Source organism: Bacillus sp. SKDU12, from assembly GCF_010093085.1.
In the GTDB taxonomy this organism is placed as follows: Bacteria; Bacillota; Bacilli; order Bacillales; family Bacillaceae; genus Bacillus; species Bacillus mexicanus.
Genome location: NZ_MSRC01000010.1, coordinates 88,690 through 113,394, shown reverse-complemented (window position 1 = coordinate 113,394; position 24,705 = coordinate 88,690). Strand labels below are relative to the sequence as shown.

The window sequence follows — 24,705 nt, the reverse complement described above, 5'->3', positions numbered from 1 at the left end:
AAGATAGAAGCGAAACAGCGTTGATGTAGGACAGAATGGGAAATTTTACTCATATGATATTCAATTTTATCCAGTGTGAACCGATAGAAAAAATAGATTCACACATATTTTGACTTGCGGTTAAAAAGGAGATGCTGACATGTTTCAATATGAAGAGCTGAATAAACAATTTATTGGCGGGAAATGGCGGGAGGGCAGCAGCCCCAATGTCTTGGAAAACAAAAATCCTTACACTCAAAAAACATTCACATCCTTTCAAAAAGCAACTGCTGACGATGTAGATGAAGCATACAGGGCAGCGGCACTGGCGAAGAAAAAATGGGATGCGGTCAATCCGTTTGAGAAAAGAACCATTTTAGAAAAAGCCGTCGCGTATATTGAGGAGAACGAAGAAGCCATCATTTATTTGATTATGGAAGAGCTTGGCGGGACAAGGCTCAAAGCAGCATTTGAAATCGGGCTTGTCAAAAACATTATGAAAGAAGCGGCAACGTTCCCTGTCCGCATGGAAGGAAAAATACTTCCGTCCACAATAGACGGCAAGGAAAATAGATTATATCGTATGCCGGCAGGTGTTGTCGGCGTTATCAGTCCATTTAATTTTCCATTCTTTTTATCTATGAAATCAGTGGCACCCGCACTCGGAGCAGGCAATGGCGTCGTGTTAAAGCCACATGAAGAAACCCCGATTTGCGGAGGTACGCTGATTGCAAAAATTTTCGAGCATGCGGGAATACCGGAAGGGCTTTTGAATGTCGTTGTCACTGACATAGCAGAAATCGGAGACAGTTTTGTCGAACATCCTGTGCCGCGGATCATCTCATTTACAGGTTCTACGAAAGTCGGCAGCTACATCGGCCAGCTTGCGATGAAGCATTTTAAAAAGCCGCTTCTTGAACTCGGCGGTAACAGCGCCTTCATCGTGCTTGAGGATGCAGATATCGAACACGCGGTTAACGCATCGGTGTTCAGCCGATTTACACACCAAGGCCAGATTTGCATGTCAGCCAACCGCGTGCTTGTTCATTCTTCAATTTATGACAAGTTCCTTGAGCTGTATCAGGCAAAAGTGGAATCGCTGAAGGTCGGCGATCCGATGGACCCTGACACAATCATCGGGCCTTTAATCAACAGCAGACAGACGGACGGGCTGATGAAATCGGTTGAGAGAGCGATTGAAGAAGGCGCTGTCCCAGTGAAGCTTGGCGGATTTAACGGGACAATCGTGGAACCGACGATCTTAAAAGATGTAAAGCCGTTCATGAGCATTGCTAAAGAAGAGCTGTTCGGACCTGTCGTCTCCTTTATGAAGTTTGATTCAGAAGACGAAGCTGTGGACATCGCAAACGAAACCCCATTTGGCTTGAGCGGTGCCGTACATACGTCAAATCTTGAGCGCGGCGTGGCTTTTGCGAAGCGCATTGAAACAGGCATGATTCATGTCAATGACACGACCATCAACGATGAACCAAATGTGGCCTTCGGCGGTGAAAAGCAATCAGGTCTCGGCCGTTTGAACGGCGAATGGAGCCTTGAAGAGTTTACGACACTTAAATGGATCTCGGTCCAGCACGAGAAACGCAGCTTCCCTTATTAATCAAAAGGAGTGAATGGAATTGAGTATAAGAACGGAAAAAGAAACCACAGATCTTCTTGAAGCATTTATCAAAGTAGCCCCTTATTTAAACAGTCTGGTACAGGATGATATTACAATCGGCATTTACGATACGGAAAAACTGCTCGTGAATATACCGGCTAAAACCTTTTCTTTGAACGTAAAAGCCGGCGATCCGCTGCAGAAGGGAGATATTATCACAGACGCCATCCGCAGCAATCAGAAGAAGGCGAGCATGGTTCCGAAAGAATTATTCGGCTTTCCATTGATTGCACGCGCCATCCCGCTCCACGACGAAAATGGAAAAGTGATTGGGGGTGTTGGTCTCGGAACGAGCCTTGAGGAATCGTCAAAGCTTCATCATGTGGCCGAAAGCTTATCAGCTGTCGTTGAACAAACGGCCGCAGCTATTTCCGATATTTCTGAATCAATTAACGGGTTTTCATCTCAAATGACAGGCATTTCCTCTCAGGCGAAAAAGGTAAGCGAAAGCGCCGGTGAAATCGCTGATATTTCAGTAACCGTGAAAGGCATCTCTGACCAAAGCAACCTGCTCGGTTTGAACGCCGCGATTGAAGCGGCAAGAGCGGGTGAGTCTGGAAAAGGCTTTTCTGTCGTCGCAGATGAAATCAGAAAGCTAGCGACACATTCAAAAGAAAATGTCGGCCAGATTGACCAGATCACGAAAAAAATCCATAGCCTGCTGAAAGGGCTTGAGGAATCAATTGAATCGATAAATCAGCATACAGATGGACAAGCCGCCGCTGTTGAACAAATCTCAGCCACAATGCAGGAGATTTCAGGAAGCGCGCAGCATCTCGCCAAAATGGCAGAAAAAGCGATAGAGGAAGAATAAGAGGCCGGGGACAAACGTCCCCGGTTTCAGCGTGTCGGCAAATCCTTGCATTCGTTGTCAGACCTGCGCGTCGGTGCTCACGAATAAGGACATTCGCTCCGCTCCGATGCTCGCCCTTCCTAGAGTTCAAGGGTTTTCAATCACGCTGAAAAGAGGACAAAAACCTAAAACATTTTAGGTTTTTGTCAACAATAATGTGACCGGGGACAAACGTCCCCGGTCTTTTTCTATCCAGCATGTCCATGAAATTTGTATGACGTTTTACTAGTTTTATTCCAGCGGCTGATTTAAAATGAACACATGAACTTACGTGAGGATTGATAGGAATCATGAGCATACTAAAAGCGGAACATGTATATAAAACATACGGAGATAAAATATTATTTGACCACATCTCCTTTCATATTGAAGAGAATGAGAGAATCGGATTAATCGGGCCGAATGGAACAGGAAAATCAACGCTGCTGAAAGTGATTGCCGGCTTGGAATCTATTGAAGAGGGTGACATCACGAAATCCGGCAGCGTACACGTCGAATTTCTTCATCAAGACCCGGAGCTTCCTGCTGGGCAGACTGTGCTGGAGCATATCTACTCCGGTGAATCGGCTGTAATGAAAACCTTGCGTGAATATGAAAAAGCGCTGTATGAGCTAGGGGAAGATCCCGAAAATGAACAGCGCCAAAAACACCTGCTGGCAGCGCAGGCGAAAATGGACACGAACAACGCGTGGGATGCGAATACACTGGCGAAAACCGTATTGTCTAAGCTGGGTGTAAACGACGTAACAAAGCAAGTCAACGAGCTCTCAGGCGGTCAGAAAAAACGGGTGGCCATTGCCAAAAACTTAATTCAGCCCGCTGATCTGCTTATTTTAGACGAGCCGACCAACCATTTGGATAATGAAACAATTGAATGGCTTGAAGGGTATTTAAGTCAATACCCCGGCTCCGTGATGCTGGTGACGCACGACCGGTATTTCTTAAACCGTGTTACGAACCGTATTTATGAGCTTGAACGAGGCAGTCTCTACACATACAAAGGCAACTATGAAGTATTTTTAGAAAAACGCGCGGAACGGGAAGTACAAGCTGAGCAAAAGGAAACGAAACGGCAAAACCTGCTGCGCCGCGAACTGGCATGGCTAAGACGGGGAGCGAAGGCGCGCTCCACAAAACAAAAGGCGAGAATTGACCGAGTGGAGTCGCTTAAGGAGCAGAAAGGCCCTCAGTCCTCGGGCTCACTCGACTTTGCGATTGGCTCTTATCGTCTTGGCAAACAGGTCATAGAAGCGGAAAACGTGATGATCGCTTATGGAGGCCGCGTGCTCGTCGACCGCTTTCATGAGCTGGTGATACCGGGTGAACGGATCGGGATCATAGGACCCAACGGCATTGGAAAAACAACGCTTTTAAACACCCTTGCCGGCCGTCATGCGCCAGACGGCGGTCATATTACGATCGGACAGACTGTCAGAATCGGCTACTATACTCAGGATCATAGTGAAATGAATGGCGAGCTAAAGGTCATTGACTATATAAAAGAAACAGCGGAGATCGTCAAAACAGTGGATGGCGATATCATTACAGCTGAACAAATGCTGGAGCGTTTCCTCTTCCCGCGTTCCATGCAGCAAACGTACATCCGCAAGCTGTCCGGCGGGGAAAAACGCCGTTTATACTTGCTTCAGGTTCTCATGCAGGAGCCGAATGTCCTGTTTCTCGATGAGCCGACGAACGATTTGGATACTGAAACATTAAGCGTCCTTGAGGATTATATCGACCAATTTCCTGGCGTCGTCATTACCGTATCCCATGACCGCTACTTCCTTGACCGGGTCGTCGACCGTTTGATTGTGTTTGAAGGAAATGGCGTTATTTCTCGTTTTCAAGGCTCCTATAGTGACTATATGGAGGAGTCAAAAGCGAAAAAAACCGCTCCGAAACCGGTATCTGAAGAAAAAACGGCTTCAGCCGAGCCGAAGAAGAAACGGAAAAAACTTTCTTACAAAGACCAGCTTGAATGGGATGGCATTGAAGATAAAATTGCCCAGCTGGAAGAAAAGCATGAGCAGCTTGAAGCTGACATCGCCGCAGCAGGCAGTGATTTCGGAAAAATTCAAGAGCTGATGGCTGAACAGGCGAAAACTGCGGAAGAGCTTGAGGCCGCGATGGACCGCTGGACAGAATTGTCCCTCATGATAGAAGAGCTGGATAGCTGAAAAAGCGCTGCCCGCGGAATGCCGTGTTTTTCACATAATGTACAAAAACGAGGCGCCCTGCTTATGATAGGATAGAATTGTGTGTCAGCAGCACATGGAAAACTATTGGAGATGATGAAGTATGACATGGGTGATCGTGATGTTAATCGCCATGAGTTTGGTGAAAATTTTATTAACCTGTCTTCCAACAGGTGTCATAGAATGGCTGCTCAGCAAATTTGCGGTACATGCCAAGCTGAATGACGAACATGCTGTTCTTTCACTAGATGGCAAACGTCTCGAGGGTGAAGAGAAGCAGAAAGTGATTGATCAATTTAACGAAGCTGTCTTTCTGGAGAAATATTATATTTATCCAGGCGACGAAGAGCGTTATTTACATCCGGAAAACGGCGGAATGCCGCTGGTGATAGATACGAAAAAAGGCAAAAATGATGTCAGGCTGTTTGTATATCGCTACGACGACCATATCGACGTCGTGAAACAGTACAAGAAGAAAGTCATTGCATATCAATTGCTTTCTGAAAGCCTTCAAAAAGATTCTCTGTCAGTGGCAGGAAGTTTAGCTTAGACAGGACAATGAAAGACGGGTGATTGATGCACTCGTCTTTTTTATTGGTTTTTAAAACTTAACGTTTACGTAAAGGTTTGAAAGGTGTATAATAATAACAGAAACGGCGAAGGGGGATTTACCTTGGAATGGATGAAGATTGATCAAGTGGCCAAAAGAAGCGGGCTGACAAAGCGGACCATCCGGTTTTATGAAGAAATCGGCTTGATTCCGGCGCCGAAACGGACAGATGGCGGCGTAAGGCTTTATTCAGAGGATGATATGGAGGAGCTTGAGAAAGTCATCAATACAAAAGAGGTACTTGGTTTTTCTCTTCAGGAGCTACAGCATTTCATGGAAACCAGCCGCCAGCTAGAGTTAAACAAAGAGGGGTATTTGTTGTCACTGGATCCAAAGGAACGGAAAGAAAAACTGGAGGAAATTCAGGAAACCCTGAATCACCAGCTGGATTTGATTGACGAGAAGATCCGCACATTCCAAAGCTTTAAAAAACGTCTGCAAGACATGAACGATAAAGCGGAACGTGCCATTCAATCAATCGAATGAAAAATTTGTTAAACGCTATTTTAGTAGCGTTTCTTTTAATGGAATAAAGATGGAGGTCAGGTCAAATGGATAAAACAAAACAAGTGAATCAGAAAACAGGCTTGCTTAGCCAGCCGAAAGCTGTATGGGCTGTCGCGTTTGCCTGTGTGATTTCCTTTATGGGAATCGGGCTGGTCGATCCAATTCTTCCGGCAATCGCCGCACAATTACATGCTTCACCTAGTGAAGTATCACTCTTGTTTACAAGTTATTTGCTTGTAACCGGATTTATGATGTTTTTCTCAGGAGCTATTTCCAGCCGCATCGGCGCGAAATGGACGTTAATTCTCGGACTTATTTTTATTATTGTGTTTGCAGGGCTTGGAGGCAGCTCAGGCTCTATTGCTCAGCTAGTCGGCTATCGCGGCGGCTGGGGATTAGGTAATGCTTTGTTTATTTCCACAGCGCTTGCGGTTATCGTCGGCGTGTCAGTCGGGGGAAGCGCCAAAGCCATTATTTTGTATGAGGCGGCGCTCGGTCTCGGGATTTCTGTCGGACCGCTTGCAGGCGGAGAGCTTGGAAGTATTTCATGGCGCGCGCCGTTTTTCGGAGTGTCTGTCCTCATGTTTATTGCGTTAATCGCGATTTCTTTCATGCTTCCGAAATTGCCGACACCGGCAAAACGCGTCGGTGTATTTGATGCGATGAAGGCGCTCAAATATAAAGGCCTTTTAACAATAGCGACATCTGCATTCTTATACAACTTTGGATTTTTTATTTTGCTTGCCTATTCTCCGTTCGTACTGGATTTAGATGAACACGGTCTTGGATATGTCTTCTTCGGCTGGGGCTTATTGCTGGCGATTACGTCAGTCTTTACGGCGCCGATCGTTCATAAAGCGCTGGGCACAGTGCGTTCGCTCGTCGTACTTTTTATCGCCTTTGCGGTCATTCTCATCGTCATGGGGGTTTGGACAGACCATCAAACATTGATTATTACATGTATTGTTATTGCTGGTGCTGTCCTCGGTATGGTGAATACGATCATGACAACAGCTGTAATGGGTGCTGCGCCGGTTGAACGTTCCATCGCGTCTTCAGCCTATAGCTCAGTCCGCTTTATCGGCGGTGCGCTCGCTCCGTGGATTGCGGGAATGCTGTCAGAACACTTTACCGCAAGCACACCATATACGGTAGGCGGAATCGTCGTTTTTGTCGGCATGCTTGTCCTTCTCATGGGACGTAAACATCTTGCCGGAGTTAAGGCGGGTCATTAAAAAGGAATAGTTATTCCTGTCAAGTAGGCAGGAATAAAAAGGTTTTAAACGACCTGAGTCCTATATGTACATGATGGGCTCAGGTCGTTTAATTTCTATTGGAATCACGATATTAAAGCATCTTTTACACGTCTGTAACTATTGCTCCCTTTCAGTTTCTGGGGGCATCGTTCAGGATATTTTTAATCCTGGCCTTCCAATGTTTTCTCCGAAGGCATTCCCCTAAAATATATTTTAGTAATAGTTGACAAGGTATTAGTTTTTTGGCACATTTATTTTGCACAATGGATTAATGTCTATTTTATGAATAGTTGGTGTCATTAATTTATATTATAGTATTAAAACAGGAAGGAAAAGAGAAAAAATGACTCAATTTTATTACCTAGCTGCAAAAAAACCATTAAAAACAGGTTTTTTGGTCATACAAAAGCTACAACTAATAAAGGTCATCCAGTAAGGACAGGGCCTGAGGCAGCTGGTATTTATGTTGAAGAAATCGGAAATGTTTCTAATCATCTCACTTTACCTTATCAAGTACAAATTCATGAATATTTAGGCACTTTTGCAATGGACAAACCAGTACCTACAGAGTTAGATTTAAAATGTTTAGAAACGCTCTATCAATATATACACAGCGTCATGAAAAACAGCTTTTCAGTTGAGTGGTTCACCGCTTGGGCTGATGAGGAGGACTTTGAGTTGTCTGCCAAAAGAGAGCTGACACTTGATGAATTCACATCGCCATTGCAGCTCATTTTAAAAGACAGAGAGCTTTTGAGAATCGTTCAGAAAAAATGGCAGTAAAAAATCCGCCCTTCAGCAGGCGGATTTTTTTATGAATTAAAGCACCTTCGTCGTCCAAGACTCGCAGTTCCACGTTTCTGTCGCGATATCCATATAAAACTCTGGTTCGTGGGAAATGAGCAGAATCGAGCCTTTGTATTCTTTTAGGGCGCGCTTGAGTTCTTCTTTCGCGTCGACATCCAAGTGGTTTGTCGGCTCATCGAGCACAAGCAGATTTGTTTCTGAATTAATCAGCTTGCACAATCTGACTTTCGCTTTTTCGCCTCCGCTTAATACGGAGACGCGGCTTTCGATATGTTTTGTCGTCAGTCCGCATTTTGCCAGTGCGGCACGGATTTCATACTGGGTATAAGAAGGGAATTCGCTCCATACCTCTTCGATACACGTATTGTTGTTTGTTTCCTTGACCTCTTGCTCGAAATAGCCGGTAAAGAGATGCTCGCCGCGTTCAACCGAACCTTCAAGCGGCTGGATCTCACCAAGCAGGCTTTTCAGCAATGTCGTTTTTCCGATTCCGTTCGCGCCGTAAAGAGCGATTTTTTGGCCGCGCTCCATGCGGAGATTGAGCGGACGTGACAGCGGAGAATCGTAACCGATCACAAGGTCCTTCGTTTCGAAAATCAGCTTGCCTGACGTTCTTGCCGGCTTGAAGTGAAATTCCGGCTTTGGCTTTTCTGCCGCAAGCTCAATCATATCCATCTTATCGAGTTTCTTTTGGCGGGACATCGCCATGTTTCTCGTGCTGACGCGCGCTTTGTTGCGGGCAACGAAATCCTTCAGCTCTGCAACTTCCTGCTGCTGCTTTTTGTAGGCCGCTTCAAGCTGCTGTTTCTTCACCTCGTAGACTTCCATAAACTGATGGTAGTCGCCGGCATAGCGTGTCAGCTCTTGATTTTCAACGTGATAAATCAGGTTGATGACGCTGTTTAAGAACGGAATATCATGGGAAATCAGGATAAACGCGTTCTCGTATTCCTGCAGGTAGCGTTTCAGCCATTCAATATGCTGTTCATCAAGATAGTTGGTCGGCTCATCGAGAAGCAGAATTTCCGGCTTTTCAAGGAGAAGCTTGGCGAGAAGAACCTTCGTGCGCTGTCCGCCGCTCAAGTCAGTGACATCGCGCTCCAAACCGATATCACTCAAACCGAGGCCGCGGGCGATTTCTTCCACCTTGGAATCAATGATATAAAAATCATTGTTTGTCAGCGCGTCTTGAATGACGCCGACTTCTTCGAGAAGCTTTTCAAGCTCATCGGGATCACTTTCACCCATTTTGTTGTAAATCTCATTCATTTCCTCTTCCATCGCAAATAAATAATGGAACGCGTCTTTCAGGACATCACGAATGGATTTTCCTTTTTCCAGAACAGTATGCTGATCCAGGTAGCCGACACGAACATTTTTTGACCATTCGACTTTTCCCTCATCAGGTTCAAGCTTTCCGGTAATAATATTCATGAAGGTCGATTTTCCTTCGCCGTTCGCGCCGATCAGCCCGACGTGTTCGCCTTTTAACAGACGGAAGGAGACGTTATTAAAAATGGCACGGTCACCGAAGCCGTGGCTTAAATCCTTTACAGATAAAATACTCATATTTACACCTCTATCGTTTATCAAACACGGGCAATCGCCGTGTAATATTCACCCTTTTGATTATAAAGGAGGAATCAGAATGTTGAAAGGTATAGGAAAGAAAAAGAAAAATTGCGTTCCGGACGAGGTTTTGAGATACTATGGAATAGATTTCAAGAATTGAGGAGAACGAAAATGACGCAAACTTGGCCATTTTTACATAATGCACAATCATTTATACAAGAGAATTGGAATACTTCGGGCTTTCAAAAGCCAACTCCTGTACAGGAGCAGACAGCACAGCTGATCATGGACGGAAAGGATGTTATCGCGGAGTCACCGACAGGCACGGGTAAAACACTTGCATACGCACTGCCAGTCTTAGAGAGGATCAAGCCTGACCAGAAGCATCCGCAGGCGGTGATTTTAGCGCCTTCCCGTGAGCTGGTGATGCAGATTTTTCAGGTGATTCAGGATTGGAAAGCAGGATCAGAGCTGCGCGCGGCTTCCTTAATCGGCGGGGCGAATGTAAAGAAGCAGCTAGAGAAGCTGAAAAAACACCCGCATATCATCGTTGGGACGCCGGGCAGGGTGTTTGAACTGATTAAAGCGAAGAAGCTCAAAATGCATGAAGTGAAAACAATCGTACTCGATGAAGCGGATCAGCTTATTCTGCCGGAGCATCGCGAAACGATGAAGCAAATCATTAAAACAACATTAAGAGACCGCCAGCTTCTTTGTTTTTCTGCCACGCTCAAAAAAGAAACAGAGGATGTACTTCGTGAATTGACGCAAGAGCCTGAAGTGCTGAAGGTACAGCGAAGCAAGACGGAAGCTGGAAAAGTGAAGCATCAATACCTAATTTGCGACCAGCGCGACAAGGTGAAGTTGCTGCAAAAGCTGTCAAGACTTCAAGGCATGCAGGCGCTCGTATTTGTGAGAGACATCGGCAACCTGAGTGTGTACGCGGAAAAGCTGGCGTATCACCATGTCGATCTCGGCGTTTTACACAGTGAAGCGAAAAAAATGGAGCGGGCGAAGATCATTGCCGCATTCGAAGACGGAGAATTCCCGCTCTTATTGGCAACTGATATTGCCGCACGCGGCTTAGATATTGAAAATCTTCCGTACGTGATTCATGCCGATATTCCTGACGAAGATGGCTATGTTCACAGATCAGGCCGAACAGGCCGGGCCGGAAAAGAAGGCAGCGTGCTGAGCCTCGTTACGAAATTGGAAGAATCAAAGCTGAAAAAAATGGCGAAGAAGCTTGGCGTGGAGCTGAGTGAAGCTGTTTATACAGGCGGAAAACTGAAGACAAAATAAAAAGGAGGGCGGAAAGCCCTCTTTTTTTGTTGTAAAATAATAGAAAATATTATACAGGGGGATGAGAAATGGTCTCAATAGATAGGTTTAAAATAATGGAGGAATCTGAGCTGGTAATCCTTAAACAGTGGTTTAAAAATGAGGATACGAAACGGAGAATGGATGGGATGCTGCCATTAGGTATATGGTATGAACGAGTGAGTAAAGATAAAGAAGATACTGTTATCATGGCATATGATGGACAGCTGCCGGCGGGCATGGCCGTTATTGAGTTCGGAGAGAAGCGGACGTATATTGGATTGATCGTCAATCCTCTGTACCGTCTTCAAGGGTACGGAAAACAAATATTAAAAAAACTGCTGAACGAACCTGATTTTTCTAGTGTGCGGGAATGGGCTGCATGTATCGAAGAAGACAATCAAATCAGTTTGGCTTGCTTTCAAGCAGTTGGTTTTAAGTTGGAAGAAACGAAACCTGATGACGATGGGTTTTTCACTTTGACTCTTCGCTGCTGATGTCGAATAAACACAACAAGGAGGGCAAAAAGACCTCCTTGTTCAACGGCAATTTAACTCGGATCAGTGACTTTAATCAGCTGTTTTCCTTTGTTTTCGCCTTTAAATAAGCCGAGAAACGCGTCAGGAATGTTGTCGAAGCCGTCTGTGATCGTTTCCTCGTAATGGAGCTTGCCGTCCTTCAGCCATTCGGCCAGCTGTTTTGCTCCCTCAGAAAAGCGATCAGAGTAGTCGCTTACGATAAATCCTTGCATCAGTGCCTTCGTTTTGATCAGCTTTGATTGGACGCGAGGGCCCATGTCGTCTGCTTCACTTTCCGCGTTGTAGGAAGAAATGGCGCCGCACACCGGGACGCGGGCAAATTCATTAAGCAGATTCATGACCGCATCTGAAATCGGCCCGCCGACATTGTCAAAATACACATCAATACCGTCAGGACAAGCGTCTTCAAGCGCTTTTTGGATGTCATTTGCTGTTTTGTAATTGATGGCTTCGTCAAACTGAAGCTCCTGTTTTAAATACTTGATTTTTTCATCAGAGCCCGCGATGCCGACGACTCGCGCGCCTTTAATTTTAGCAATCTGTCCGACCGTTGAACCAACGGCTCCCGCAGCTCCGGAGACGACCACGGTTTCACCCTCTTTCGGACGCCCGATATCCAGCAGTCCGAAGTATGCCGTCAAGCCGGTCATCCCTAAAATGCCTAGATAGGCCGAAGCGGGAGCGAGACTTGTATCAATTTTTCGCAAAGCGGACTCGCTTACAGCGGAAAATTCCTGCCAGCTGAGGTTTCCGATGGCAATATCACCTTTTTTCAAATGATCACCGTCTGACATAACTTCAGCGATGACCCCGCCGGAGAGCGCTTCATCCAGAGCGAACGGTTCAACATATGATTTTGTATCCTGCATACGTCCGCGCATGTAAGGATCAACCGATACATAAAGTGTTTTGACAAGCACTTCCCCCTGCTTTGCTTCGGGGACCGGAATGCTTTCAAAACGGAAGTCTTCGTGAACGGGAACACCCTTCGGACGTCTTGCTAATTGAATTTGCTGCTGAGATGCTGTCATTTTCATCCTCCTATCACTTTACTTGATTTGACACCACTGTAACATGGAGAGGAGTGGAAATACAAAAGGTAAGCTGGTATACGTCAATTGTTCTTTAATTTTGCTGAAAGAATAACAAAAGCTCAAAACGTTTATCGTTTTGAGCTTTTGTCCAACATGTTTAAGTTGTCGCCCGTAATTTCGGGCACAGTCCCGTCGGCAGGCACATGGGCTTGTGGTCGATCGGGCTTCTCATGATGCAGCATTCCAAGCCGAAGACTTCACGGAAAAATGGCTGGGTAAACACATCTTCCGGTGTTCCGGCGTTATAGATTTTACCGTCCAGCACACTGACCAGATAGTCAGCATATTGAGCGGCCTGATTTAAATCATGAAGCACCATGACTATGGTGCGGCCATAATCACGGTTCAGCCTTTTCAGCAGCTCGAGCACCTCAATCTGATGTGAGATGTCTAAATACGTAGTCGGCTCATCAAGCAACAGCAAATCAGTGCCTTGCGCAAGCGCCATGGAAATCCATGCTCTTTGTCTTTGGCCGCCTGACAGGGCATCCAGCGTGCGTTCCTTCAGCTCAATCATGCCTGTTGCTTCCAGCGCCCACTCTACCATGTCATGATCCTCTTGGGTATGCTTGGATAACAGCTTTTTGTGAGGATGTCTGCCGAAATAGCATAATTCCTCTACCGTCAATCCTTCAGGGGCCTGAGGAGCTTGAGGAAGAATGGCCAGCTTTTTTGCGACTTCTTTGGACGGCTGGCGGTGGATATCTTTTCCTTCCAATAGGACCGTACCGCTTTTTGGAGCCATCAGCCTGGCGAGCGATTTAAGAATTGTTGATTTCCCGCAGCCATTGGCGCCGATGAGCGCAGTGATTTTTCCTTCTTCTATCTTTAAGTCGACTCCGTCAATAATCACTGTGCTGTCATATGAAAGAGTGAGCTGGTCTGCAGCCAGTTTTCCCATGGTATCCTCTCCCTACTGTTTCCTCGCTTCGAATTTCAATAAATATAAGAAATAAGGCGCGCCGATCACGGCTGTCAATATTCCGGCCGGTATTTCAACGGGGGGCATAATGCCGCGCCCTAGCGTATCTGAAATTAATAATATAATAGCACCAATCAGTGCCGATGCAGGCAGTAAATATTTAGCTTTTTCTCCGGCAAGCCGTCTGGCGATATGCGGAGCAAGCAAGCCGATAAAACCGATTGAGCCGACGACGGCTACACAGCTTCCCGCCAGTGCAACCGCGGTGAAAATCAGGGTGAATCTCAAACGGTTTGCGTTTTCTCCGAGACCCTGCGCAAGCTCATCACCGAGTGACATAAGATCCAGTTTCGGTATGAGAATGCAGACGATCGGCAAAAGAATCAAAAGCCATGGCACGAGCAGCTTGACTTCTTCCCAGTTTCTTCCCCAAAGGCTGCCTGTCAGCCAAATGAGTGCAGCATTCACATCGCCCGGAAACTTAACCATCATATATTGCATCCCGGCATGGCAGACCGCGCCTAAGGCGATGCCTGATAAAGCCAATGAAGAAGGCTGGATGCTTTTTTTACGGGCTATCACTAATAATAGTACAGCAATAATGGCTGCGCCGGCAAATGCGGAGAACGGAAGCACGTATACCGGTGATTCAGGGAAGACCAGAATGACCGCCATCGCGGCAAGCCCTGATCCTTTTGAAATGCCGACAACGTCCGGAGAAGCGAGCGGGTTGCGAATGACCCCCTGCAAAATCGCTCCGGCCGCGGCAAGCCCGGCACCGGCCAAAATCGCTAATAATATTCGCGGAAGACGGTATTGCTGGATAATGAATTCAAAGGAATGATCTATCCCCAGCAAATTCGCCAACACAGCACCCGGTGAAATGTATAATGCACCGAAACCAATGCTGATGACGGACAGAATGATCAGAAGTGCAGCCAATATAAGTATCGCCAGCAAGGGGCGTTTTTGTTTTCTAGTTGTTTTCTTCATTTCAGGTTTCGCCCTTTCCTTGCCAAATATAAGAAAAATGGTGTTCCAATAATCGCGGTGACGATGCCGACCGGTGATTCATAAGGAAATGCAATCCATCTGGCCAGAACATCTGCGTACACCAGCAAAATGGCTCCGAACAGCGCCGAAAACGGAAGGACGTATTGATAATGTTCTCCGATCAGCTTGCGGACAATATGCGGAATGAGAAGTCCGACAAAGCCGATCGGCCCGGCGACAGCTACGGAAGCGCCAGAAAGAATTAAGATGATAAAGCTGATCAGAATTCGGATGCCGTTCATATTTTGCCCGAGCCCTTTTGCTGTTTCGTCGCCGAGACCAAGTACAGAAACAGAACCGGAAAATACGAGAGCCAGTCCGATGCCGATGACAGAAAACGGAGCGATGGTCATGACGTCCTGCCAGTTGCTTCCGTCAATCGCGCCTGTCATCCAGTACAGCACATCCTCTCCCGACTCATTTAAGATAATGACGGCCTGTGTCATAGAGGAGAGGAACAAATGCACCGCCATTCCTGACAGCGCGAGCTTAACAGGCGTCATTCCGCCCGAGGAGGCAATCATGTACACAATCGCACCGCCAGCAGCCGCACCTGCAAAAGCGAATACTACCGAAGAGTAGGATGATGCCGGCAGAAGAACGAGAGAAGCAACGACAAAAAACGACGCACCCGCATTCACACCGAAAATTTGAGGTGAAGCCAGAGGGTTTCTGGTCATGGCTTGCATCAGCGCTCCTGCTACGGCCAGGCTCGCGCCGACAAAAACGCCGATTAATGTGCGGGGAAGACGAAGAGTAGAGATGATGAGCTGTTCCTTTGAACCATCCCATACAAAAAGATATTTCAATGAATCTATGATGCCGATGTCTGAGGCTCCTACTGAAAGATTCAGCCCAAGCCCGAATATGAAAATGATGAGTGCGATGGTGAACATCATCAGTCTTGATGATGAACGCCGTTTGGCAGAATGATACAACAGGTTCACTTCCTTACTGCGTCTGGTCAAAAACGAAGAAGCAAGGATTTCCCCCTCGCTTCTCTTTTGTCCTACTTATTATACACTTTTTTGAGCACGTCTTTGGCGCTTGTTTCACTAGACTTGATGCCTCTGAATCTTGTCCACGTGTCGCGGTCCGCATCATAGACTTGTCCATTTTTCACCGCTTTGAGGTTTTTCCAGATCGGATTCGTTTTCCACTCGTCTACAATGGTTTTGCCTTCGTTGGCAGAGATGAACAAAATATCAGGATCGATTTTGCTCAATTGCTCAAGGCTTACCTCTTGATAGGCATTATCAGACTTCACAGCGTGTGTAAAGCCGAGCATGCTGAAGATTTCTCCGTCATAGGATGATGACGTATGAAGCTGGAACGAATCAGCTCTTGCTACTCCGAGAGTAATATTACGGTTTTCATCTTTCGGAAGCTCCGCTTTTAGATTGTTAATGACTTTGTTGTGTTCGGCGAGCTTTTCTTTCCCTTCACTTTCTTTATTTAATGCTTTAGCGATCGTTGTGAAACTGTCGATCGTTTCGTCGTATGTCGCTTCCCGGCTCTTCAATTCAATCGTCGGTGCGATGTTTTTCAGCTGTTTGTAAATGTTTTTATGGCGTTTAGCGTCAGCGATGATTAAATCTGGGTTTAAAGAGCTGATAACCTCAAGATTCGGTTCGCTGCGTGTGCCGACAGATGTATAATCAATGGAGCTGCCGACAAGCTTTTTAATCATATCTTTTTTGTTATCATCGGCGATACCCACCGGCGTAATGCCGAGATGATGAACAGCATCCAAAAATGAAAGCTCAAGGACAACCACCCGTTTAGGTGTGCCGCTTACTGGCGTTTTTCCTTCTTCGTGCCGGATCACTCTTGAATCCTTAGACTTGCTTTCGCCGCTTCCGCTGTTATTTTGGCTGGATGAACAGCCCGATATGATGAAGCAGGCAATCAATACAACACTCATGATGGCAATTAACTTGTTAGAATAGGTCCGCATGTCAATCTTCCTTTTTCAGATTTAGTAATGAGAATCATTATCACATGTAAACACTATAATAGTATGGCTTATGATGTCAATATTTTTTTAGCAGAGAAAGAGTGATGTTACTGCTTTCTCATGAAAGCATCGTCTGAGACAAATAAGTGGTATACAGTATTGCCGTGTTGGCGGGATAAATAGGCATTGGCATTGGCTTTAGAGGTTTCAAGCATATCATTATTGACATATGGAAGGAGAGTGCCGAGATAGCTGGACAATTTCTTTTCTATTTCTTCTGTGAGAGCAAATTCGATGTCGCCGATATTCATAATAATCGAAAACACAAAGTCGATATCAATATGAAAATGTTCCTCGGCAAAGACTGCAAGCTCGTGAATTCCGGGTGAACAGCCGACGCGCTGATGAAAAATCTGTTTGACTAAATCACTCACAACCCAAGCATTGTATTGCTGTTCTGGTGAAAAATATTGCATTAGACATACCTCCTGCTCGTACGGATATATAAAGCCATTCATGATCGTTTGCTCCGGGCAGCAGTTTCTCTTCAGTTTTGACTTTTCTGAAAATATTCGTCATTCCTATTACTTTACCACGCGCGGAAAGTAATGGCTACCACCATTCTTCCTGTTTTTCTCCTAATGTTCTAGAATCTGTTTCAGCAACATGGGATCGGGTATGAAAGAAATATAATAATCATGAAGGAGGAAGATCGAAATGAAACCAGTTGTAAAAGAGTATACAAACGACGAACAGCTCATGAAGGATGTAGAAGAATTACAGCAAATGGGTGTTGCGAAAGAAGATGTATACGTCTTATCTCACGACGATGACAGAACGGAACGGCTGGCAGACAACACGAATGCCAACACGATCGGAGCCAAAGAAACAGGTCTCAAACATGTGGTAGGCAACATGTTTAATAAAAAAGGAGACGAGCTTCGCAACAAAATTCATGAAATCGGCTTTTCTAAAGATGAGGCCGCACAATTCGAAAAACGTTTAGATGAAGGGAAAGTGCTTCTCTTTGTGACAGATAACGAAAAAGTGAAATCCTGGGCATAATCCAGTGATAGAACCCAAAAGGCGACCGTGAGCCTTTTGGGTTTTTTTGCGGTCTTTGCGGTATATGGTTTGCAGAATGCCGCAATGAGATAGCGGAACATTTTCGGTTCTGAGAGCCCCTCCATTTGCTATTATATTTGATGTGAAAATGGGAAAAATCACACAAAATAGAAACTGGGGGTTCAGAGCGAATGAAAAAAGTAATGTTAGCCGCTGCTCTGCTTTTAGGATTGACTCCCGCTGGCGTGAATGCAACTGATTTAGGCCATCAGGCATTAGGGTCAAATGATGGCTGGGGCGCGTATTCAACCGGAACGACAGGCGGATCTAAAGCATCGTCTTCGAACGTGTATACCGTCAGCAACAGAAACCAGCTTGTCTCGGCATTAGGCAAGAACACCAATACAACGCCCAAAATCATTTATATCAAGGGAACGATTGACATGAACGTGGATGATGATCTGAAGCCGCTTGACCTAAATGACTATAAAGATCCAGAGTACGAGTTGGATAAATATTTGAAAGCCTATGATCCTAGCACATGGGGCAAAAAAGAGCCATCGGGAACACAAGAGGAGGCGAGAGCACGCTCTCAGAAAAACCAAAAAGCACGTGTGGTGCTCGACATTCCTTCGAATACGACAATTGTCGGTTCGGGGACAAATGCCAAAATCGCGGGCGGGAATTTCCAGATCAAGAGTGATAACGTCATTATCCGCAATCTTGAATTCCAGGACGCCTATGATTATTTTCCGCAGTGGGATCCGACTGACGGCAGCTCAGGAAACTGGAACTCGCAATACGACAACATCACGATAAACGGCGGCACACACATATGGATTGATCATTGTACATTTAATGACGGCTCCCGTCCGGACAGCACATCACCAAAGTATTTCGGCAGAAAATATCAGCACCATGACGGCCAAACTGATGCCTCTAACGGTGCCAACTATATCACGATGTCTTACAATGATTATCACGACCATGATAAAAGCTCCATTTTCGGATCAAGCGACAGCAAAACATCCGATGACGGTAAATTAAAAATTACGCTGCACCACAACCGATATAAAAACATCGTTCAGCGCGCACCGAGAGTCCGCTTTGGACAGGTGCACGTATACAATAACTATTATGAAGGCAGCAAAAGCTCCTCAGGTTATGCGTTCAACTATGCGTGGGGAATCGGAAAATCTTCTAAAATCTATGCTCAAAACAATGTCATTGACGTACCGGGACTTCCGGCTGCTAAAACGATCAGCGTGTTCAGTGGAGGAACGGCTTTATATGATTCCGGCACATTGCTGAATGGCACACAGATCAACGCATCAGCTGCAAACGGGCTGAGTTCTTCTGTCGGCTGGAAGCCTTCTCTGCATGGCACAATCGCCGCTTCCGCAAAGGTGAAATCGAATGTTATAAATCAAGCGGGTGCGGGTAAATTACATTAAGAAAGTAAAAAACACAAAGGGCTGCTCCCCTTTGTGTTTTTTAATTAATTAAAATGTTTATTAACTTAGTTAAGGAGTAAAATGATAACGGGGATCGGAAAACAAGTATATAGGAGGAGACCTATTTATGGCTTCAGAAAAAGACGCAGGAAAACAGTCAGCAGTCAAGCTTGTTCCACTACTGATTACTGTCGCTGTGGGATTAATTATCTGGTTTATTCCCACTCCGTCCGGACTTGAACCTAAAGCTTGGCATTTGTTTGCGATATTCGTCGCGACAATTATCGGCTTTATCTCCAAGCCCTTGCCAATGGGTGCAATTGCGATTTTTGCATTGGCGGTTACTGCACTAACTGGAACATTATCAATTGAGAATACGCTAAGCGGATTCGGGAATAAGACCATCTGGCTTATTGTCATCGCATTCTTTATTTCTCGGGGATTTATCAAAACCGGGCTCGGTGCGAGGATTTCGTATGTATTCGTTCAGAAATTCGGGAAGAAAACCCTTGGACTTTCTTATTCACTGCTGTTCAGTGATTTAATACTTTCACCTGCTATTCCAAGTAATACGGCGCGTGCAGGAGGCATTATATTTCCTATCATCAGATCATTATCCGAAACATTTGGATCAAGTCCGGCAAATGGAACAGAGAGAAAAATCGGTGCATTCTTATTAAAAACCGGTTTTCAGGGAAATCTGATTACATCTGCTATGTTTTTAACGGCGATGGCGGCGAACCCGCTGATTGCCAAGCTGGCCCATGATGTCGCAGGGGTGGACTTAACATGGACAAGCTGGGCGATTGCCGCGATTGTACCGGGGCTTGTAAGTTTAATCATCACACCGCTTGTGATCTACAAGCTGTATCCGCCGGAAATTAAAGAAACACCGGATGCGGCGAAAATCGCAACAGAAAAACTGAAAGAAATGGGGCCATTTAAGAAATCAGAACTTTCTATGGTGATCGTTTTTCTTTTGGTGCTTGCGCTTTGGATTTTTGGCGGAAGCTTCAACATCGACGCAACCACAACCGCATTGATCGGTTTGGCCGTTCTTTTATTATCACAGGTTCTGACTTGGGATGATATCAAAAAAGAACAGGGCGCTTGGGATACGCTCACTTGGTTTGCGGCGCTTGTCATGCTGGCCAACTTCCTGAATGAGCTGGGCATGGTGTCTTGGTTCAGTAATGCTATGAAATCATCTGTATCTGGATTCTCTTGGATTGTGGCATTCTTAATTTTAATTGTTGTGTATTTCTATTCACATTACTTCTTTGCAAGTGCGACAGCCCATATCAGCGCGATGTATTCAGCATTTTTGGCTGTCATCGTAGCAGCGGGCGCACCGCCGCTTCTCGCAGCGCTCAGCCTCGCGTTCTTCAGTAACTTGTTCGGATCAACGACTCACTACGGTGCTGGAGCAGCTCCAGTTTTCTTCGGAGCGGGCTACGTTCCGCAAAGCAAATGGTGGTCCATCGGATTTATCCTCTCGATCGTCCATATTGTCGTATGGCTTGTGATCGGCGGATTATGGTGGAAAGTACTTGGAATATGGTAGAAGAAAAAGGCAGACCGCGTCTGCCTTTTTTATTTTAAAGAAAGCCCCTGTACACCATATTTCTTCCTGTAAGGCAGAAATGTGGTGAAAAACTATCATCAGCCAGCCGATTCATATGCTTAGCCCGACTGTGCCATCCATTCGTCGGACGAGGGGCAATTGACGATCACTAAAAAGCTGCATTGATGCGGGCGATTCTCGTGGTTATCGTCATGACGGCTGTTGCTCTATTGATAGGCGCGATCTCTATTTCCGTATGATAATTCAGGCGTAATGACACACACTAACGGCATACAACATTCCGGAGGTGTCATTATGAGTGATCCTTATATGCCGATGACTTCAGTCAGAAGCGGAACGGGGTTCGAGGCGGCAAAAGGGGTGCACGGCCTGACTGTGCAAATTGCGAATGTCTATTTTATTCAGCTGCCTTCTGAACCTCACTCATTTGTTTTAATTGATGCCGGCATGCCTCAATCAGCCGGCATGATTGTCAATGAAGCCAAACAAAGATTCGGTGAAGGGTTTCAGCTGAAGGCGATTATCCTCACACACGGGCACTTTGACCATATTGGGGCAATCGAAGAGATCCTTGAACATTGGGATGTACCTGTTTATGTCCATTCTCGGGAAATGCCCTATGTAACAGGGAAAGCGGATTATCCGCCGGCTCGTCCCGACAGCAAAAGCGGGCTGGTCGCCAAGCTGTCGCCGCTGTTTCCGCGGCACTCTATTGATATTTCCTCACATGTGCAAGTACTGCCGGAAGACGGCTCCGTACCGTTTCTTGACGAGTGGATATGGATAGCGACACCGGGACACACCCCCGGCCATATTTCGTTATTCCGCGAGGACGGACGCGTGCTTGTGGCAGGTGATGCTGTTATTACGGTTGAACAAGAGAAAATGACAGATGTCTTGATTCAAAAACAGGAGCTTCATGGACCGCCGGCTTATTTTACGCCTGACACTGAGACGGCTGCCGAATCCATTCAGCAGCTCGCCGGCCTTGAACCGGAAGCACTGCTGACCGGGCATGGCATTCCGATGACCGGCCAAAACTTTCGCAGTGACTTAACAGAATTGTCAAATCGCCTATCGTCTCTTTGACACCTGCACATGCGGGTGTTTTTTTATTGTCTTTCCAAGAAGATACAGAAAAATCATTTGTCTTCCCGCTTAAAAACGATACAATGAAAAGCATGAATGTGATGTGAAGGAGAGAGTTTGTTGAAAGAAAAAGAAATACTCTGGAATGAAGCGAAGGCGTTTATTGCTGTGTGCTATCAAGAATTGGGAAAGGGGGAGGAAGCGTACGATCGTCTTGATAACATTAAACGTGAAATTGACCGGACAGGAAGCTATGTACATACGAAGGAAGAGCTTGAGCACGGGGCGAAGATGGCTTGGAGAAACAGCAACCGCTGTATTGGCAGATTGTTTTGGAATTCGCTGAATGTCATTGACAGGCGTGACGTCTCGACGAAAGAAGAAGTGCGCGACGCTCTCTTTCATCATATTGAAACCGCAACCAATAACGGGAAAATCAGGCCGACTATTACAATTTTCCCTCCGGAAGAGAAGGGTGAAAAGCAAGTCGAGATTTGGAATCATCAGCTGATTCGGTATGCTGGGTATGAATCAGACGGAGAAAAAATCGGCGACCCGGCTTCTTGTTCCCTGACCGCAGCCTGCGAACAGCTCGGCTGGCGCGGAGAACGAACGGATTTTGACCTGCTGCCGCTCATTTTTCGCATGAAGGGCGACGAACAGCCGGTCTGGTATGAGCTGCCTCGTTCTCTTGTCATCGAGGTTCCAATCACACATCCTGTAATCGAAGCGTTTTCTGATCTGAAGCTGAAATGGTACGGGATACCGATCATTTCGGATATGAAGCTTGAAGTCGGCGGCATTCATTATAATGCCGCGCCGTTTAACGGCTGGTATATGGGCACAGAGATCGGAGCAAGAAACCTGGCAGATGACAAGCGGTACGACATGCTCAAAAAAGTGGCGTCCGTTATCGGGATTTCTACGGATTACAATACGGATTTATGGAAGGATCGGGCGCTTGTAGAATTGAATAAAGCTGTGCTTCACTCGTATAAAAAGCAAGGTGTCAGCATCGTTGACCATCATACGGCCGCAAGCCAGTTTAAACGGTTTGAAGATCAGGAGGAAGAAGCGGGCAGAAAGCTGACGGGAGACTGGACGTGGCTGATTCCGCCGATTTCGCCAGCTGCCACACATATCTTCCACCGGTCCTATGACAACTCAATCGTTAAGCCAAATTACTTTTATCAGGACAAGCCTTACGAGTAAACAATAGAAAATCGGTGATGGCCTTCAAGGCTGCGGGATTCTGTGACAGAGACGTCGGTGACCTTTGAGAAAGGGCTGCCTTTCTTTACAGCTTCAACAAACGATTGTAAGGCGTTTTCTGGGCCTTCAGCCAAAATCTCAACCCGGCCGTCATCACGATTTTTGACCCAGCCGGCCAATTTTCGTTTATCAGCTTCCATTTGAACAAAATAGCGAAAACCCACACCTTGAACCCGGCCGTTTACAACGATTCGGTATTGAAGCATGTGAAAACCACCTTTTCTTTTTATGATAATCAATCATTTTACAACCTGTAAAGGGGATGTGTTTGTATGAAGCCAGCGCATTATTCAGTTCTTTCTCTTAATCTGGGAAAGCCGCAGACGCTTGAGTATGACGGCAAGAAAATCGAAACTGGCATCATGAAGCGGCCGGCTGATTCCGCTGTCATGCTGTATCGGACGAATTTTGAAGGAGACGGACAGGCGGACCTCATCAATCACGGCGGACCTGATAAGGCTGTCTGTGTCTACCCGGCAGCGCATTATCCGTTTTGGGAAGAGTTCCTCTCAAGACCGCTGCCCAGCGCCGCATTTGGTGAAAATCTGACGATCGCGGGTCTGACCGAGGAGAACGTTTTCATCGGGGATATATTCCAGCTTGATGAAGCTGTTGTTCAGATTAGCCAGCCCCGCCAGCCATGTGTAAAATTGGCGAAAAGGTTTGGCGTAAAGGAAATGGTGTTAAAGGTACAGCAAACCGGCTATACCGGCTTTTATTTTCGTGTTTTGGAAGAGGGCAGAGTGGCTCCTGACGCCAAGCTGGAATTGCTGTCCAGAGGAGAGAAAGCCATATCAGTCCAATTTGCGAACCGCATCAAATATCATGACGTAAAAAACCTCGCTGCCATTGACCGGATTTTAAGTGAAGGCGCGCTGTCGGCAAGCTGGAAAGCCTCCTTTATGAAAAAAAAGGACCGGCTGCTGCCTGTTGAATAGAAAAAAAGCCGCGCCTATCAATGTGCGCGGCTTTACCATTTTTAAGATGTTTTTTTCTTTGTTTCGAGCAGGTTGGCAAGAAAATAGGTTTTAAAGCTCTGAAGCTTTCTTCCTTCGTGGTGCGTGATCCCCTGCTTTTTCAATTCTGCCACATACCAGCCTTTACTGCCGTAATGCATGTCAGAAAACTCCTTTCCCTATCTCTCCCAATGGAGAGGATTTTACCAAGCGATTGGCATTGTAACATCTATGGAAAGATGCTGAAAAGGGGTGCGGGAAAAACTAAGCCATTCGCACTAGATGCACGAATGTTCTTCTGTATGTATATGCAGGGTAAAGGCTGGATATGATTTAGTGGCCGGTTAGTTTGGCTATGACAACGCCGAATGTCATAATGCTGAAAACAATGCCGATATATGTGAGCATCCCGTTTTTTTTCTTTACGCCGTAAACGGTTATCATGATGCCTTCAATGAAAAAAATGATGCCGAAAATAATAAACCACATGCAGATAAAGGCTCCTTTCACAGACATAATAGTAGTGTAGCATATCTGGAGGAGCCGGGCTGTGACAATATCAAAAAAGCCGGGCGTATATATCGCCCGGCTCTTGTTTTATTGCTTATCAACCAATTTGACAAGCAGCTGTGCCAAATGTTTTTTCTCATCTTCGTCCGCAATGCTCCACAGCTCTTGCAGCAGCATTTCTTCACTGTTGTGCGGCTCTTCGTGCTTAGCGAGGTAGTCTCCCAGGATTGCGGCGCTTTTCACAAGCTTGCTGTCATCCAATCCCATCTTTTTGCCTCGGTTGACTTGTTTACTCAAGTATTCTTTAAATTCCTCAAAGTCTTTTAAAATCTCTTCTTTGTTTGTGCCGTGCATGGCATTCAATTCGTTTTCAATTTGGATTTTTTCTTGATCTCTGTTCATGATAGGCCTCCTCCTGCAGAATATTGG

Annotated in this window: 25 protein-coding genes and 2 pseudogenes; 16 read left to right on the top strand and 11 right to left on the bottom strand. The window is 45.9% G+C overall.

What is annotated here, in order from left to right:
- Nucleotides 1-139 precede the first annotated feature (139 nt).
- The 7 genes and pseudogenes from yfmT (at nucleotide 140) to BTW01_RS10815 (ending at nucleotide 7,781) form a co-directional block, all read left to right on the top strand.
- Nucleotides 140-1,597, top strand: coding sequence for a benzaldehyde dehydrogenase (yfmT, locus tag BTW01_RS10845; RefSeq protein ID WP_162102995.1), 1,458 nt, complete (start codon nucleotides 140-142; stop codon nucleotides 1,595-1,597).
- 13 nt (nucleotides 1,598-1,610) lie between these two features.
- Nucleotides 1,611-2,471, top strand: coding sequence for a methyl-accepting chemotaxis protein (locus BTW01_RS10840; protein ID WP_162102994.1), 861 nt, complete (start codon nucleotides 1,611-1,613; stop codon nucleotides 2,469-2,471).
- A gap of 329 nt (nucleotides 2,472-2,800) precedes the next feature.
- Nucleotides 2,801-4,690 carry an ABC-F family ATP-binding cassette domain-containing protein gene (locus BTW01_RS10835; protein WP_162102993.1) on the top strand — a complete coding sequence of 630 codons (1,890 nt, stop codon included), beginning with the start codon at nucleotides 2,801-2,803 and terminating at the stop codon, nucleotides 4,688-4,690.
- 121 nt (nucleotides 4,691-4,811) lie between these two features.
- Nucleotides 4,812-5,258 (top strand): YfmQ family protein, encoded by a 447-nt coding sequence (locus BTW01_RS10830; protein ID WP_162102992.1) that lies wholly within the window; start codon nucleotides 4,812-4,814, stop codon nucleotides 5,256-5,258.
- Between the two features lie 123 nt (nucleotides 5,259-5,381).
- Nucleotides 5,382-5,804, top strand: coding sequence for a MerR family transcriptional regulator (locus BTW01_RS10825; RefSeq protein WP_162102991.1), 423 nt, complete (start codon nucleotides 5,382-5,384; stop codon nucleotides 5,802-5,804).
- Nucleotides 5,805-5,869: 65 nt separating this feature from the next.
- Nucleotides 5,870-7,060 (top strand): MFS transporter, encoded by a 1,191-nt coding sequence (locus BTW01_RS10820; RefSeq protein WP_162102990.1) that lies wholly within the window; start codon nucleotides 5,870-5,872, stop codon nucleotides 7,058-7,060.
- Nucleotides 7,061-7,627: 567 nt separating this feature from the next.
- A pseudogene (locus tag BTW01_RS10815) lies at nucleotides 7,628-7,781 on the top strand (hypothetical protein).
- Nucleotides 7,782-7,900: 119 nt separating this feature from the next.
- Here the strand turns inward: BTW01_RS10815 and BTW01_RS10810 are convergent.
- Nucleotides 7,901-9,457, bottom strand: coding sequence for an ABC-F family ATP-binding cassette domain-containing protein (locus BTW01_RS10810; protein WP_162102989.1), 1,557 nt, complete (start codon nucleotides 9,455-9,457; stop codon nucleotides 7,901-7,903).
- A 174-nt stretch (nucleotides 9,458-9,631) separates the two neighbouring features.
- On the opposite strand from BTW01_RS10810, the gene BTW01_RS10805 reads away from it, so the two are divergent.
- Both BTW01_RS10805 and BTW01_RS10800 read left to right on the top strand, forming a co-directional pair.
- The gene (locus tag BTW01_RS10805) at nucleotides 9,632-10,762 is read left to right on the top strand and encodes a DEAD/DEAH box helicase (RefSeq protein ID WP_162102988.1); all 1,131 of its coding nucleotides are present in this window, start codon (nucleotides 9,632-9,634) and stop codon (nucleotides 10,760-10,762) included.
- Nucleotides 10,763-10,830: 68 nt separating this feature from the next.
- Nucleotides 10,831-11,277 (top strand): GNAT family N-acetyltransferase, encoded by a 447-nt coding sequence (locus tag BTW01_RS10800; protein WP_162102987.1) that lies wholly within the window; start codon nucleotides 10,831-10,833, stop codon nucleotides 11,275-11,277.
- Nucleotides 11,278-11,330: 53 nt separating this feature from the next.
- On the opposite strand, the gene BTW01_RS10795 is transcribed toward BTW01_RS10800, so the two are convergent.
- From BTW01_RS10795 to BTW01_RS10770, 6 genes are all read right to left on the bottom strand, one after another.
- A complete protein-coding gene (locus tag BTW01_RS10795; RefSeq protein ID WP_162102986.1) occupies nucleotides 11,331-12,350 on the bottom strand; it encodes an NADP-dependent oxidoreductase in 1,020 nt (339 codons plus the stop codon).
- 160 nt (nucleotides 12,351-12,510) lie between these two features.
- Nucleotides 12,511-13,314 carry a Fe(3+)-citrate ABC transporter ATP-binding protein YfmF gene (yfmF, locus tag BTW01_RS10790; protein WP_162102985.1) on the bottom strand — a complete coding sequence of 268 codons (804 nt, stop codon included), beginning with the start codon at nucleotides 13,312-13,314 and terminating at the stop codon, nucleotides 12,511-12,513.
- Between the two features lie 12 nt (nucleotides 13,315-13,326).
- Nucleotides 13,327-14,328, bottom strand: coding sequence for a Fe(3+)-citrate ABC transporter permease YfmE (yfmE, locus tag BTW01_RS10785; protein WP_162102984.1), 1,002 nt, complete (start codon nucleotides 14,326-14,328; stop codon nucleotides 13,327-13,329).
- Entirely contained in the window at nucleotides 14,325-15,326 is a 1,002-nt protein-coding gene (gene fecD, locus BTW01_RS10780) for a Fe(3+) dicitrate ABC transporter permease FecD (protein WP_162102983.1), read from the bottom strand. Before fecD ends, yfmE begins: the two co-directional genes overlap by 4 nt.
- A gap of 71 nt (nucleotides 15,327-15,397) precedes the next feature.
- Complete coding sequence (locus BTW01_RS10775) at nucleotides 15,398-16,345, bottom strand: ABC transporter substrate-binding protein (protein WP_162102982.1); 948 nt, start codon at nucleotides 16,343-16,345, stop codon at nucleotides 15,398-15,400.
- Between the two features lie 107 nt (nucleotides 16,346-16,452).
- Complete coding sequence (locus tag BTW01_RS10770; protein WP_162102981.1) at nucleotides 16,453-16,821, bottom strand: YfmB family protein; 369 nt, start codon at nucleotides 16,819-16,821, stop codon at nucleotides 16,453-16,455.
- 241 nt (nucleotides 16,822-17,062) lie between these two features.
- Here BTW01_RS10770 and BTW01_RS10765 point away from each other — a divergent pair, with 241 nt between their 5' ends.
- The 6 genes and pseudogenes from BTW01_RS10765 (at nucleotide 17,063) to nosA (ending at nucleotide 22,750) form a co-directional block, all read left to right on the top strand.
- On the top strand, nucleotides 17,063-17,410 hold the full coding sequence (locus BTW01_RS10765; RefSeq protein WP_162102980.1) for a general stress protein: 348 nt from the start codon (nucleotides 17,063-17,065) through the stop codon (nucleotides 17,408-17,410).
- A 191-nt stretch (nucleotides 17,411-17,601) separates the two neighbouring features.
- Nucleotides 17,602-18,864, top strand: a complete 1,263-nt coding sequence (locus tag BTW01_RS10760) for a pectate lyase family protein (protein ID WP_162102979.1) — start codon at nucleotides 17,602-17,604, stop codon at nucleotides 18,862-18,864.
- Nucleotides 18,865-18,991: 127 nt separating this feature from the next.
- Nucleotides 18,992-20,428, top strand: coding sequence for an anion permease (locus tag BTW01_RS10755; protein ID WP_162102978.1), 1,437 nt, complete (start codon nucleotides 18,992-18,994; stop codon nucleotides 20,426-20,428).
- Nucleotides 20,429-20,519: 91 nt separating this feature from the next.
- A pseudogene (locus BTW01_RS18710) lies at nucleotides 20,520-20,688 on the top strand (citrate transporter); the annotation flags it as partial.
- Nucleotides 20,689-20,743: 55 nt separating this feature from the next.
- Nucleotides 20,744-21,538: an MBL fold metallo-hydrolase gene (locus BTW01_RS10750; protein WP_162102977.1), complete on the top strand. Its 795-nt coding sequence runs from the start codon at nucleotides 20,744-20,746 to the stop codon at nucleotides 21,536-21,538.
- Nucleotides 21,539-21,658: 120 nt separating this feature from the next.
- The gene (gene nosA / locus BTW01_RS10745; RefSeq protein ID WP_162102976.1) at nucleotides 21,659-22,750 is read left to right on the top strand and encodes a nitric oxide synthase; all 1,092 of its coding nucleotides are present in this window, start codon (nucleotides 21,659-21,661) and stop codon (nucleotides 22,748-22,750) included.
- On the opposite strand, the gene BTW01_RS10740 is transcribed toward nosA, so the two are convergent.
- The gene (locus tag BTW01_RS10740; RefSeq protein WP_162102975.1) at nucleotides 22,741-23,016 is read right to left on the bottom strand and encodes an acylphosphatase; all 276 of its coding nucleotides are present in this window, start codon (nucleotides 23,014-23,016) and stop codon (nucleotides 22,741-22,743) included. The two genes, nosA and BTW01_RS10740, sit on opposite strands and share 10 nt — an antisense overlap.
- 66 nt (nucleotides 23,017-23,082) lie before the next feature.
- Between BTW01_RS10740 and BTW01_RS10735 the strand changes: the two genes are divergently transcribed.
- Nucleotides 23,083-23,748, top strand: a complete 666-nt coding sequence (locus BTW01_RS10735) for an MOSC domain-containing protein (RefSeq protein WP_162102974.1) — start codon at nucleotides 23,083-23,085, stop codon at nucleotides 23,746-23,748.
- Between the two features lie 41 nt (nucleotides 23,749-23,789).
- Here BTW01_RS10735 and BTW01_RS10730 read toward each other — a convergent pair whose 3' ends face one another.
- From BTW01_RS10730 to BTW01_RS10720, 3 genes are all read right to left on the bottom strand, one after another.
- Nucleotides 23,790-23,927 (bottom strand): YflJ family protein, encoded by a 138-nt coding sequence (locus BTW01_RS10730; protein WP_162102973.1) that lies wholly within the window; start codon nucleotides 23,925-23,927, stop codon nucleotides 23,790-23,792.
- A gap of 172 nt (nucleotides 23,928-24,099) precedes the next feature.
- Nucleotides 24,100-24,255, bottom strand: coding sequence for a hypothetical protein (locus tag BTW01_RS10725; protein WP_162102972.1), 156 nt, complete (start codon nucleotides 24,253-24,255; stop codon nucleotides 24,100-24,102).
- A 108-nt stretch (nucleotides 24,256-24,363) separates the two neighbouring features.
- Complete coding sequence (locus tag BTW01_RS10720; protein ID WP_162102971.1) at nucleotides 24,364-24,678, bottom strand: DUF3243 domain-containing protein; 315 nt, start codon at nucleotides 24,676-24,678, stop codon at nucleotides 24,364-24,366.
- Nucleotides 24,679-24,705 lie beyond the last annotated feature (27 nt).